Source organism: Robiginitalea rubriflava (assembly GCF_052540725.1).
Map to the genome: position 1 here is coordinate 2,164,457 of NZ_CP199309.1, position 13,123 is coordinate 2,177,579.

12 protein-coding genes are annotated in these 13,123 nt (G+C 48.1%); 7 read left to right on the forward strand and 5 right to left on the reverse strand.

Annotated elements, in window-relative coordinates:
• Window position 1 precedes the first annotated feature (1 nt).
• On the reverse strand, window positions 2-1,270 hold the full coding sequence (locus ACT6NU_RS09855; protein ID WP_445381502.1) for an exo-beta-N-acetylmuramidase NamZ family protein: 1,269 nt from the start codon (window positions 1,268-1,270) through the stop codon (window positions 2-4).
• A gap of 3 nt (window positions 1,271-1,273) precedes the next feature.
• Between ACT6NU_RS09855 and ACT6NU_RS09860 the strand changes: the two genes are divergently transcribed.
• The 6 genes from ACT6NU_RS09860 to ACT6NU_RS09885 all read left to right on the forward strand — a co-directional run bounded on the left by ACT6NU_RS09860 (window position 1,274) and on the right by ACT6NU_RS09885 (window position 7,502).
• Window positions 1,274-2,515, forward strand: a complete 1,242-nt coding sequence (locus ACT6NU_RS09860; protein WP_445381503.1) for an ABC transporter permease — start codon at window positions 1,274-1,276, stop codon at window positions 2,513-2,515.
• A 66-nt stretch (window positions 2,516-2,581) separates the two neighbouring features.
• Complete coding sequence (locus ACT6NU_RS09865) at window positions 2,582-3,601, forward strand: PLP-dependent cysteine synthase family protein (protein WP_445381504.1); 1,020 nt, start codon at window positions 2,582-2,584, stop codon at window positions 3,599-3,601.
• Window positions 3,598-4,896, forward strand: a complete 1,299-nt coding sequence (locus tag ACT6NU_RS09870; RefSeq protein WP_445381505.1) for a M20/M25/M40 family metallo-hydrolase — start codon at window positions 3,598-3,600, stop codon at window positions 4,894-4,896. The genes ACT6NU_RS09865 and ACT6NU_RS09870 overlap by 4 nt, the downstream gene beginning before the upstream one ends.
• 5 nt (window positions 4,897-4,901) lie before the next feature.
• On the forward strand, window positions 4,902-5,702 hold the full coding sequence (locus tag ACT6NU_RS09875; RefSeq protein ID WP_445381506.1) for an aldose epimerase family protein: 801 nt from the start codon (window positions 4,902-4,904) through the stop codon (window positions 5,700-5,702).
• A gap of 46 nt (window positions 5,703-5,748) precedes the next feature.
• The gene (locus tag ACT6NU_RS09880; protein WP_445381507.1) at window positions 5,749-7,164 is read left to right on the forward strand and encodes an MBL fold metallo-hydrolase; all 1,416 of its coding nucleotides are present in this window, start codon (window positions 5,749-5,751) and stop codon (window positions 7,162-7,164) included.
• A gap of 155 nt (window positions 7,165-7,319) precedes the next feature.
• On the forward strand, window positions 7,320-7,502 hold the full coding sequence (locus tag ACT6NU_RS09885; RefSeq protein ID WP_445381508.1) for a hypothetical protein: 183 nt from the start codon (window positions 7,320-7,322) through the stop codon (window positions 7,500-7,502).
• A 106-nt stretch (window positions 7,503-7,608) separates the two neighbouring features.
• Here the strand turns inward: ACT6NU_RS09885 and ACT6NU_RS09890 are convergent, their stop codons facing one another.
• Window positions 7,609-9,006: an exonuclease domain-containing protein gene (locus ACT6NU_RS09890; protein WP_445381509.1), complete on the reverse strand. Its 1,398-nt coding sequence runs from the start codon at window positions 9,004-9,006 to the stop codon at window positions 7,609-7,611.
• Between the two features lie 116 nt (window positions 9,007-9,122).
• Between ACT6NU_RS09890 and ACT6NU_RS09895 the strand changes: the two genes are divergently transcribed.
• Window positions 9,123-10,283, forward strand: a complete 1,161-nt coding sequence (locus ACT6NU_RS09895; RefSeq protein WP_445381510.1) for an alpha-hydroxy acid oxidase — start codon at window positions 9,123-9,125, stop codon at window positions 10,281-10,283.
• Window positions 10,284-10,408: 125 nt separating this feature from the next.
• On the opposite strand, the gene ACT6NU_RS09900 is transcribed toward ACT6NU_RS09895, so the two are convergent.
• From ACT6NU_RS09900 to ACT6NU_RS09910, 3 genes are all read right to left on the reverse strand, one after another.
• On the reverse strand, window positions 10,409-11,089 hold the full coding sequence (locus tag ACT6NU_RS09900; protein WP_445381511.1) for a HupE/UreJ family protein: 681 nt from the start codon (window positions 11,087-11,089) through the stop codon (window positions 10,409-10,411).
• On the reverse strand, window positions 11,086-12,081 hold the full coding sequence (locus ACT6NU_RS09905; RefSeq protein WP_445381512.1) for a DUF4198 domain-containing protein: 996 nt from the start codon (window positions 12,079-12,081) through the stop codon (window positions 11,086-11,088). Before ACT6NU_RS09905 ends, ACT6NU_RS09900 begins: the two co-directional genes overlap by 4 nt.
• A gap of 85 nt (window positions 12,082-12,166) precedes the next feature.
• Window positions 12,167-12,460, reverse strand: a complete 294-nt coding sequence (locus ACT6NU_RS09910) for a hypothetical protein (RefSeq protein WP_445381513.1) — start codon at window positions 12,458-12,460, stop codon at window positions 12,167-12,169.
• Window positions 12,461-13,123 lie beyond the last annotated feature (663 nt).

The following is a 13,123-nucleotide window of genomic DNA, read 5'->3' on the forward strand; positions in this document are numbered from 1 at the left end:
CTTACAAACCTCCCGGGTAAATCAGATATTTACTGCGGATTTGTTTAAAAGCCCTGATGCCGGGTTCCCAGCTGCTGCGGATTTCCTCTATAGATTCCCCTGCCTCAATCTGCTGCTGGAGTACTGCTGTCCCTGCATGCCGGGTAAAACCGGAAGTGATAAAAAAATCTTCGGAATCCCCCCGGTTTTGATAGGCGCTCACCAACCAGCTCAGGTCTACCGCTTTTGGCGGGTCAACATCCCTCAGGTCCATGCCGTAGCACAACTTTCCCTGCTGCTTTGGATATTTGGCCCCGGCATTCGGTTGTGGGGTATAGGTGAAGCCGAACTTATCCGGATTCAGGTAAGGGGCCCCGAAACACTGGAATTGATATGCTGTTCCCCTTCCTGCATTCACAGTAGTGCCTTCAAATAATCCCAAACTGGGATAAAGCCTTATGGCCTGGTCATTAGGAAGGTTTGGAGACGGGGCAATGGGCAGGGAATAGCGAATATTGCGGTTGTAGTTTTCTATCGGGATCACCAGTAAATCTGCTTTCAAACCGCCTTCCAGCCAGCCTTCATCATTAATCATCTGAGCGTACTCACCTATAGTCATTCCATATACCAGCGGAATTTGTGTCATGCCCAGAAAGGACCTGTGCTCTGCTTCCATCAGGGGGCCATCCACAAAATGAGCGTTGGGGTTGGGCCGGTCCAGGACAACAAGCGGAATTTCTGCTGCTGCACAAGCCTCCATGACCAGCTGCAGGGTAGCTATATAGGTATAAAAACGCACCCCTACGTCCTGAATGTCAAAAAGCACAATATCCAGGTCTTTTAAGTTCTCCGGAGCGGGTTTCCGGTTTTTCCCATAAAGGGAAATAATTGGAAGCCCTGTTTGGGCATCCTTTCCGTCCTCGAAGGTCTCCCCGGCATCTGCCGCTCCGCGAAAGCCGTGTTCCGGCGCAAAAACCTTTTTCAGGTCCATTCCTGCATTCAACAGGCTGTCTGCCAGGTGCACCCAACCCAAGCCAGCGTCAGCCATACTTTCCTCCTTAAAGATTACAGAGGTCTGATTGGCAACCAGTCCAATGCGTTTATTCTTCAACAGGGGAAAGTATTCCCGGGTACGATTAGCCCCCACGATCGGTCGGGCGTTTTGTTCAGAAACCATCTGAGATTCGGTTTCAGCCCGGGACCCGCTCGGGTCGCCGGCAGAATTTCGGCAGGCCAGCAAGCCTAAAAAAGCGAGGAATAGCGTACTTTTGAATACGGTTAAATGCGGCATGGCTTGAATTTAGAATTATACATCGCAAAGCGCCTTATCAAAGGTAAGGAGCATAAAATTAGTATTTCGGCGCCTATCATTAAAATCGCGATTGCCGCGATTGCCCTGGGTTTACTGATGATGCTGATAGCCCTGGCCACAGGGGTAGGCCTCAAATATAAAATTCGGGAAAAGGTAGCAGCCTTCAATGGCCACATTCAGATCTACAATTACGACAACAATGTTTCAGAAGTTTCCGTACTGCCTGTTTCAACACAGCAGGAATTTTATCCGGATTTCAATCTTACAGATGGCGTAAATCATATACAGGCAGTTGCCACAAAGGCGGGAATCATCCGTACAGCAGATACTTTTGAAGGTATTATCGCCAAAGGGGTGGGGCCGGATTACAACTGGTCCCTTTTTAAGGATTTCCTCGTAGGCGGGTCCATTCCAGATTATTCAGGCGAATTGGGAACTCAGGTCCTGGTTTCAAAAATGCTTGCTGCCCGGCTGGGCCTGGAAGTGGGCAGTAACTTTAACGCCTTCTTCCTAAAGGAGGAAGACCCGTCCCGGGTACCCAATCAGCGCCGTTTTGAAGTGCTTGGTATTTACGACAGCGGTTTTGAGGAATTTGACGGCACCTATATTTTCACTGATATTCGCCATATACAGCGAATGAATAACTGGCAGGCCGATGAGGTCGGGAATTTTGAGTTGTTTCTGGACGATTTCGACCAGATAACCGAGAAGAGTGCTGATATTTATGGTAAAACCCTTTCAGATCTGGATACCCAGACCATCAACAATAAATATTACCAGATTTTTGAATGGATCGGCCTTTTCGATTTTAATATTGCCCTGATTATCGGAATCATGATACTGGTGGGTGGGATAAATATGATTACCGCCTTACTGGTCCTAATCCTGGAACGAACGCCTATGATAGGAATTCTCAAGGCGCTCGGGGCCAACAACTGGAGCATTCGCAAAATCTTCCTGTACAACGCCGCCTACCTGATCGGGATTGGCCTGTTCTGGGGAAACGCTATCGGCTTAACCCTGGTCTGGATACAGGACAGGTATCGAATTTTTAAATTCCCGAATCCGGAGGAATATTACATAGATTATATCCCGGTTTACCTCAACTTGCAGACGGTTTTACTGCTGAACACCGGCGTACTTATCCTTTGCCTGTTAATGCTGCTGATCCCCTCCCATATCATTACCCGGATTTCCCCGGTTAAGGCTATCAAATTCGATTGAAAATACCTGGATTCCGGCCAAGACTTCTCCTTTACATTTCGATAGAGCTTGTTATCTTTGCGGCACATGGAATACGCAAATAATATATTGGAGACCATCGGGAATACTCCGCTGGTAAAAATAAACCGATTAACAGCCGGCTTACCCTGCCTGGTGCTTGCCAAATACGAGACCTTTAACCCGGGGAACTCCACAAAAGACCGCATGGCCCTGAAGATGATAGAGGATGCCGAAGCCTCCGGACTTTTAAAACCGGGGGGTACCATTATTGAAGGAACCTCCGGCAATACAGGAATGGGGCTGGCCCTTGCCGCGATTGTAAAAGGATATAGGATGATTTGTGTCATCAATGACAAACAATCGAGGGAGAAGATCGATATCCTGAAAGCGGTTGGCAGTGAAGTACATGTTTGCCCAACGGACGTGGCCCCTGAGGATCCGCGTTCCTATTATTCCACTGCCAGGAGGCTGGCAGAGGAGCTCCCCAATGCCTGGTATGTAAACCAATACGATAATCCTTCAAACGCACAGGCACATTTTGAGAGCACTGGTCCGGAGATCTGGAAACAAACCGATGGCAAAGTAACCCATTTCGTAGTCGGGGTAGGCACAGGGGGGACTATCTCAGGGGTGGGCAGGTACCTGAAGTCTCAAAACCCAAATGTGAAGGTCTGGGGGGTAGATACCTACGGCTCCGTTTTCAAAAAGTACCACGAAACCGGGATTTTTGACAAGCAGGAGATCTATCCATACATTACGGAAGGCATAGGGGAAGACATCCTGCCCGAAAATGTGGATTTTGACATTATTGATGGTTTTACCAAGGTCACAGATAAGGACGCAGCCGTTTATACCCGCCGCCTGGCAAGGGAAGAAGGCATGTTCCTGGGGAATTCCGCCGGCGCAGCCATCAAAGGGGTGCTGCAGCTACAAGATAAATTTAAACCGGATGATGTGGTGGTAGTGCTTTTCCACGATCACGGAAGCCGCTATGTGGGTAAAATCTACAACGACCGCTGGATGGAACAACAGGGCTTTTTGGAGGCTGATCAGCAAGCGGAAAAAATAAAAACAACAAACAAATGAGATTGATAACAGGACTTTTTTGCCTGCTCCTCACCATTACTTTGCAGGGACAAAAATTAAGCCGTACCGAAAAAAAGATCGTCGCCTCGGTAAGCGAAAATGCGCCCGAAGCCATCCGCTTTTTAGAGAAGGTGGTAAATATCAACAGTGGAACCCTCAACCTGGAAGGGGTGCGTGAGGTTGGTAGTGTTTTCGGGGATGCCTTTGAAGCTATAGGTTTTGAAAGCCGGTGGATTGAAATGCCGGAGGAAATGAACCGGGCCGGACATCTCTTTGCTGAAATCAACGGGAGTAAAGGAAAAAAATTATTGCTTATCGGGCACCTCGATACGGTTTTCGAGGAGGATAGCCCTTTCCAGAAATTTGAAAAGATTAACGACAGCACTGCACATGCCCCCGGGGGAAATGATATGAAGGGTGGAGACGTAATTGTATTATACGCCCTGAAAGCGCTTCAGCAGAATGGCCTGCTGGATGACGCGCAAATAATTGTCGCCTTTACCGGGGATGAAGAAAGTACCGGAAAACCGCTATCGGTAAGCCGGGAGGAGCTCATTAAGGCTGCCCGGCGCAGTGATATTGCTTTGGGTTTTGAAACATCCACCGGCTTTGACATGGCCACAGTTGCCCGTCGCGGGGCTTCCGGATGGGTAGTAGAGGCCGAAGGCAGGCGAGCGCATTCTTCAGGAGTTTTCAGTGAGCGCACAGGCGCCGGGGCTATATTTGAAATTTCCCGCATCCTCAATGCTTTCTACGAAGAAGTACGGGGGGAGGAATTCCTGACATTCAACCCCGGAATCCTGATGGGCGGGACATTTACGGATTACGATCCCAAAAGCGGGAAGGCCTCGGTTTTTGGCAAAAGCAATGTGGTGGCACAAACGGCCAGTGTCAGGGGCGGCCTGAGGTTCATTTCGGAAGAGCAAAAAGAAAACGCAAGGGAAAAAATGCGGGAGATCGTTTCCCGCAACCTGCCGCAAACCTCCGCCAGTATTTCCTTTACGGATGCCTACCCGGCCATGGGCCCGAAAGAATCTAACCTTGAGTTGCTGGAGCTGCTCAGCAAGGTTAGTCAGGATCTGGGACAGGGCCCTGTAGAGGCATATGATCCCGGGCGCAGAGGAGCTGCAGACGTGTCTTTTGTGGCTGAATACGTAGCCTGCCTGGACGGTCTTGGGACCATGGGTTCAGGAGCGCATACCCCTGAAGAAACGGTAAACCTGAACACCATTGAAGCCTTAACCCAGCGCACAGCGCTGATGATTTACCGACTTATTAACCAGCCAACAAAATAGTGCTGATGGATGTAAAGCCCGAAGAAATACAGGAGCTCCTTGCGGGCCAATGGAAAGCAGCAGTCCGCCGGGGAGAATTGATCAGCCTGGAATACCAGGGACACCAGTTCATGCACCCTGCGGAGGAGCCAGGCTGGAATCACTCAGACACGGAAATGTTTCCCATCATTGGCCCTACCGCAGAGACAAATTACCGCGTACAGGTACCAAAAGGAAATGCAGTTCAGGATCAGCACGGGCTGCTGCGGGAGTTGCATTACGAGGCTGTCAGTCTTTCGGCCCAGAAAGGAGTTTATTGCAAGGAATACACGGCCGGAACCCTGGTAAAAAATTCAAAATATCCGGAGCGTTCCCGGATTCCTCAATTGATATGGCCCTTTTCTTTTCGATTTACGAAAACCGTGGAGCTGGAAGCCAACGGCCTGGCTATCAGCTTTACCATTGATGGAGATCAGGATATGCCCTATATGCTGGGGTATCATCCGGCCTTTAAAATTTACGGGGGAGAAAACCGGGTAAAGGGCAAGGACCTCAATCTCGGGTTAACGGAGATCATGGCAGCGGGAGACCGGGCCCTGCAGGTGGCAGACTGCAAGGAATTGATATTGACTGGAAAATACCCCTTGAAGCTTGAAACTGAAGGGTTTTCACAATTTATGCTATGGAGCCCGGATGCAGGCATGCTCTGTATTGAACCCATTACCTATTACCCTTATTCTGCGGGCCAGGCGCTTTTGCATGAAGGTTTTCACCATCTGGGCAGGAAAAAAATGACTTATAAATTAAGGCTGGGCCTCGCCGGATAAGCCCTTAAAGAGGAAAGCCTTATTTTTGAACTAATAAGAACCGTTTATGAAAATTGAACAAATCTATACAGGTTGCCTTGCTCAGGGAGCTTACTATATTGAAAGCAAAGGAGAAGCAGCCATCATAGACCCATTGCGGGAAGTTGGTCCTTATCTGAAAAGAGCCGGGGAAGACAAAGCCGAGATCCGTTATATATTCGAAACACATTTTCATGCAGACTTTGTTAGCGGCCACCTGACACTTGGAAAAGAAACGGGAGCTCCCATAGTTTTTGGACCCATGGCCAACCCTAGTTTTGAAGCTACTATTGCAAAAGACGGGCAGCGTTTTCCACTGGGGGATATTAGTTTTGAGGTGTTGCATACCCCGGGGCATACCATGGAAAGCACCACCTATCTGCTACGGGATGCTTCCGGAAAACCACATGCTATTTTCTCAGGAGATACTTTATTTTTGGGGGATGTCGGACGCCCCGACCTGGCCCAGAAGGCGGCTGATATGACTCAGGAGGAACTGGCCGGTATTTTGTTTGACAGCCTGAGGGAGAAGATCATGCCCCTGCCGGATGAAGTAATAGTTTATCCTGCACATGGCGCCGGTTCGGCCTGCGGCAAGAATATGATGAAAGAAACTGTGGATACCCTGGGAAATCAAAAGAAGGTGAATTATGCCCTGCGGGCAGATATGACCCGTGAAGAGTTTATCGCTGAGGTCACCGAAGGCCTTCAGGCCCCGCCAAAATATTTCCCCTTAAATGTTCAAATGAACCGGGAAGGGTACGAAGATATAGATGAGGTGCTCAAAAGAGGCAGCCAGGCCCTGGACCCCGACGCTTTTGAGACAGCGGCCAATAAAACGGGAGCGGTTGTTTTGGATGTACGGCATCAGGAAGAATTTGTAAAGGGTCATATACCGCGTTCGGTATTTATAGGGCTCAACGGGGATTTTGCACCCTGGGTAGGGGCCATGATAGCAGATGTTAGCCAGCCCATACTGTTAATAACTCCCGAAGGCAAAGAAAAAGAAACCATTACCCGTTTATCAAGGGTAGGCTTTGACAACACCCTGGGATATCTCAAGGGAGGTTACCAGGCCTGGGCAGCAGCCGGGAAGGATACAGACCGTATTGAATCTGAAAGCCCTGAGATACTCAAAGAAAGACTGATGGCCCATCCGGAGCGGGTTTTTGATGTGCGTAAAGAAAGTGAATACCAGGGGGAACATATAGAGAATGCGCATAATACGCCCCTTTCTGAGATTAATGATCACCTGCAGAGTTTTCCGAAGTCGGAGCCATTTTATGTACACTGTGCGGGCGGTTATCGCTCCGTAATTGCAGCCTCCATCTTAAAAAGCCGGGGATACCATAACCTGGTGGACATAGCCGGAGGGTATAAAGCGCTGAAGGAATCCGGGATTCCGGTTACGGATTTTGTTTGTCCTTCCAAGTCCGGGGGTTAGGCATTGCGGTAGTTTTCAGCTGTGGAGAAATAAATTCAATATTGCAGCTGTGGTCATATATTTTAGTAAATTGGAAATTGTTAAGAAAATCTAAAATCCTTTTTCAGAAATACACTGCATAATTTTTATATTTAACAAGAAATAGCATACAAAACATGTTCAAACATTTTTTGGAACGTCTTGGATGGGCCAATATCCTAATGCTTCTGGTAGTCCTTTCCATTATTGTTGTCGCTGAATTCCGCTTTTTGAAAGGGGATCAGCTTGAGGCCATATTTATTGGTCTCTGGGCGCCCACTATTCTGGGCTTTATGAACTATTTAAAATACAAGGAGTAATTATGGATTTTGTGCTTACCTATTCCATATTTGTCGGGGTCATTTTTGTGCTCTGGCTGCTTTTTGTAATTCGTATGTATTATAAATTAAAGGGCAAATAAGCAAATCAGTTTAGGTTTGACACTTTACTGTCCAACGTTCCCAGTTCTATAATTTCAAGCGCATTCCTTAAAAGGTAGGATTGTAATATCCGATCCGTTTCAGAGGAATGGGTTTGCCATTGGATCCGGGCTTCCAGATCTTCAAGACTGGCCAGTGTCTCGCTTTTGGGAATAAAGGCGTGCCCCCTGTACCTGTTGTTTCGCACCCAGATTATTGCATCTTCCTCTCTGTTCCGCCCTTTTTCCCGGATCAGGAATTCTTTGTTTTCCTCTCTGAGGTCCTCCAGGGCCGCTTCCACCTTTTGGTTGTAATCTGCCGGTGACTCTGTTCCCCTGCAAACCCCATTGCATTGCGGAACCCTGAAATGATTACAGACCCGTGCCCCTTCCTGCAGATGGCAGTATTTGGCACAAAGCCCGAAACGAATACTAAGGGCTTCCAAAAATAAACGGGCCTCGGTTTGGTTGTAAAACACTTTGGGGCTTTGCTGTCCTTTTTGAAGGCGGTTTATGGCCAGATGACGCACCCCGTCCCGGTCTGTATAAGTGAAAATTCCATAAAGGGGCCTGTTTTTTTTCTGTGCCCGGTTGTATTTGGGGAAATATGTTTTTATGGCGATGGACTCCATAAGCAGTGCCATAAGTTCGGAACCGGATTGTTCAAAATCTACGCTATGGGTTTCCCGGCACATGAGCTGTTCCCTTTCTGTACGATCGTAAAAGTGACCCAGCACCCTTTTTTTAAGATTGACAGCCTTACCCACATATATAATTTCACCATTCTTATCCCTGAAATAGTAAATACCAGCTGTAGCCGGAATTTTCAGATAGGATTCCTTTGGCAGGTTGGGCGGCAGGGTAGTTTCCTGTGATCGGGCATTTAAGAAGTGTTGCACCAGGGCAGGGCCTTCTGCTTGCAACAGCATTTTCTGAAAGAGCAGGGCAGTAGCTCTGGCATCGCCGGCAGCCCGGTGCCGGTCGGTTAGCGGAATGTTAAGGCTGGAACAGAGTTTCCCAAGGCTGTAGGATTTATATCCCGGAAAGATCCGTCTTGAGAGCCTTACGGTACATAGTTTTTTACGGATAAATACCTCTCCGCACCTTTCAAATTCTTTTTTAACGATGGGATAATCGAAATTCACCGAGTGGGCAATAAAAACCCGGTCCTGGGTGAACTCCATAATAGTAGGGGCCAAACTTTTAAAATCAGGGGCATTCCGGACCATCGCTGTGGTTATCCCCGTTAGCCCGGTTATAAATGGGGGGATTTCACAACCCGGATTCACCAGACTGCTGAATGAATCTGTGATTTTCCCTTGGTCAATATTGAACATGGCAATCTCGGTAATCCGGTTTCCATGTATGCCATTGCCCGTGGTTTCTATGTCTACTACTGTGTACACTCCTGAATTTTGCTCTGAAAGGAGTACTAAGTTACAAACAATAACGAGCTGCAACAATTATTGGGGCTGCTTTCGCGCCCGTAAATTTCAGCTAATTTTAATACCTTAACCTTGCGATGCGGAATACCCAGAAAATTTTATTCGATCCGGCCTATCCCAGTATTGATTCACTGCAAGAGGCTGCCAGGCGACGTATTCCACCCTTCGTGTTTGACTACCTCGAGGGTGGGTGTAACCGGGAAGTCAACCTCAGGCGAAACCGGGAAGATCTTCAGGATGTAAAACTGACCCCCAATTACCTCGCAGTTTTTAAAGGTGCCCAACTACAAACAAAGCTTTTCGGGCAGCAGTACAGTGCCCCTTTTGGGGTGGCTCCCATTGGCCTGCAGGGGATGATCTGGCCCAATGCTCCCGAAATACTGGCCAGGGCCTGTTTTCAGCATAACCTCCCCTACATTCTCAGTACGGTAAGCACCTCCAGTATTGAGCGGATCTCTGAACTCACCGAAGGCTCTGCCTGGTTTCAGTTTTATCATCCGGCGGACCCGCTAATCCGGGACAATATGCTGGACCGGGTGGAAGCAGCGGGTTGTAAAGTGCTGGTCTTACTTTGCGATACACCAACCTTTGGCTACCGGCCCAAAGAAATCCGCAATGGCCTTTCCATGCCTCCCCGGATGACACTCAACAATATTTTACAGATGGTATCCAAACCACCCTGGCTCTTCGGGACGCTCCGAACCGGATTGCCCCAGTTTGCAAACCTGAAGGCCTATATGCCAGCTGGCCTGAATCTGCACCAGCTTGGAAATTTCATGGACAGCTTTTTCGAAAAGCGGATGAATCCGGAAAAAATAGCCTATATCAGGGATCGCTGGAAAGGGAAACTCCTGATCAAAGGCGTGAGTACGGTTGAAGATGCCGCAGTGGCAGTAGAATTGGGTCTGGACGGGATAATTGTATCCAATCACGGTGGCAGGCAGCTGGACGCTGGGCCTTCCAGTATAGAAGCCTTTGAACGTATTGCCAGTGAATACGAGGGTAAAATAAGCCTGATGATGGATAGCGGAGTCCGCACGGGCCCGGACGTTGCCCGATGCCTGGCAAAAGGTGCAGCTTTCACCTTCCTGGGCCGAAGTTTTATGTATGGGGTAGGGGCCCTTGGAAACAGGGGAGGGGAGCATACCATAAGCCTGCTAAAAACCCAATTGCGGCAAATTATGGAGCAGATTGGATGCGAGAAGGTGGAGGATTTGCCGGGGTTTTTGTGGAGATAAAGACCTTGGAATTTTGCTATTGTTCTCTTGTCGGCGTTAAGCCGGATTATTCATGATGGTATTTATTGCGAAGGAGTCAATGATGATTTACTTACATTAAGTCTGAAATGGATTCTTGAATTTCATCATCCAAAAAAAGCATAGAGTTGGTAACCGAATAAAAAGATGCCGGCGACCAATAAATAGGAGTTGGAAGCTTTGTAAAATGCCGTGTAACTCGGTTGCTTCCGCCAGTGTGAGATGATGAAAACAATAGGGATCAGGGCCGCCACCTGGCCCAGTTCGATTCCCAGATTGAAACTGATGATTTTTTGAAAAAACAGTTCGGAGCCAATATCAAAGGACTGCAGTCTGGTGGAAAGGCCCAGCCCATGCAGTAGCCCGAAAAGAAAAACCATTCCCAGCAGGTTAGGCCCTTTTCGATTTAATAACTTTTCGAACCCGCCCAGGTTTTCAAAACCCTTATAAACCACGCTTAGAGCGATAAAGGCATCTACCAGATGCTCGTCTGCTTTTACCTGCAGATAAGTGGCCCCAATCAAAGTAACGCAGTGCCCAAGGGTAAAAATCGTAATAAACTTGATAATGTCCCTGAAACCAGCCAAATAGAAAATAACCCCTGCCAAAAACAGCAGGTGGTCAAAACCTGTCAGCATATGTTTGGCACCCACCCAAATAAAGGCAGGTAACCCCCCTTTATCCAATAAAGCCTGATCTTCAGATTCAATTCCGTGTGCACTGAGCAGAACCGGAAAGCAAAGGCATAACAGTAAGGTCAGTGCCCTTTGAAACACGGTTTTGTTCATTTCTTTTGCCTGTTGAAAGCAAGAAAAAGTAATCCCAGAACCAGAATGCTGCCGATCCCGAGCAAATTGGTCGGTATCCCCGAAGATTCTGCATGCTCCTCATGGGCGTGGTTGGCATTATTGCTGTGGCTATGGCCTTCACCAACACCAAAAGAGAGGGTTGCCCAATTGGATTCATGCGTCAGTCCTGCCTCCTGTGATTCGACCAGGTAGATGGTTCGCATGTGCCAGGTTCCTTTTTCAGTAAGGTCTATACGGAATATCCCATCAGCGTCCGTCCGGTAAGAATGAACCCCGGAATGCCTATGGTTTCCTGAGGGTGCATTGTGTGTATGTTTGGTGACCCCATCATGAGAATGGCCCTTTTCAGGCTCGCTATTGTTTCCGACATAGACCAGCTGATTTGCCAAAGGCGATCCCTTCCATAGGAGTTTTAACGGAAGTTGATGCCCTGCATGTATCTGATAGGGGTTTTCCAATGGTATGAATTCCAGCGGATAGCCCAATGGGCTTTTCCAATCCTCCGATTTGGCATTACCAACCTGGAAGATCGTTTTTACGTGTTTGGAGTACTTTTCAATAGCGTCCTGATCCAGTAAATCATTGTCTTTCCGGTATGCCAGCAGGTCAATTATTCCATCGTGCTCCAGGTAGCTGTTGAAGTCTGCAGCCTTCATCTCGATATTCCTGGGTCGTGTAGAAACCCCTGCCACCCAGGTCCCTTCCGCTCCGGTTTTAAAATTCAGGATGGTAACACTGTCCTTCTCGCTCCATTGGGTCGAATCCAATGCCATCCGTTTGCCATTTCCCAGGAGGCTGACATCCTGCATCCTGTTTCGGTCAATGATATTCTCACTTTTTTCGAAGGAGCCATTAAAGAGTTCGATCCGGGACTCACTATGGGGCTTGAGGAAATAAGAAGATGGTTTCAGGAACATATCATGGCTGCAGAGTAATAAAAAAGCCAGGACCGCAAATATTTTTCTTTTCATCTCTAATGATTATTTAGTATTCGGAATGTGGAAAGACCGAATGGGTTTTCAAGCATATCTACGAGGTTTTTTTTAAAAGGTTTGGTCAGCCCTCAGATTTTCTTTGGTTCAATCGCTCGAAATGGGTGCGGTGTTTCACGGCATCCCCAAATAAGCATACCCCCGTATTCAGCACAACCAGGGCTACCAAGCCATACCCGGTCCAGTTTAAGGTTGGTTCCTGTTGAAATTTTAGCATGGCTGCTTCTGCCACAAGGCAGGCGCCAAACCCGATTAGCGACACGCCTGCAGTGGCTTTCAGAATCCATTGGCGGTAGTGGTATCTCAGCTTGCTAGTGGCTTTTGTTTTGGAATCTGAGTGATCGTTTTCTTTTTTCATCTGACGGGATTTAAAAAATGATAAATGTGTTATCTATTGTCGTGAGAACCAGCAGGCATCCGTCCTGCTCTCTTTTGTAATGGCGGGGTTTGGCAGCATTTTGGGCAGGGGTGCTTTGTCTGCTTTGGGACATCACTAAATTCGGTAAATTTTTTTTGGCTTCCTTTCTTTGAATTAAAATGAAAATCAGAAGCGCCATACCTTTTGAAGTTGGAGGTTACCTCCCCCGATAGCTTTGGGGGTCCGTGATCTCCTGAGCGCCAGTCCCGCGAAAACGGCCGAACGCCCGGCAAAGGTCCGGTGGACCTTTGGCAGTGAGGAGCGAGCTGGTGCGCTGGCTTTGTTAAATCTTTTATGGTGATTACCTCTCCCGATAGCTATCGGGATCGGTGATCTCCTGAGTTCCAGTCCTGCGAATACAAACCCAGCCCTGGCAATGCCAGGGCGGTTTTGTGCTCCCTGTCCCCGCGCTCAATCAAGCTTGGCGCGATTCTCTACTATTGAATTTTTTGAAAAGGAGATTACCCCGCTTCGCTCCGTGATCTCCTGAGTTCCAGTCCTGCGAATTCAAACCAAGCCCTGGCTTCAGCATGGCGATTTTGTGCTCCCTGTCCCCGCGCTCAAGCAAGCTTGGCGCGATTCTCTACTATTGAATTTTTTGAA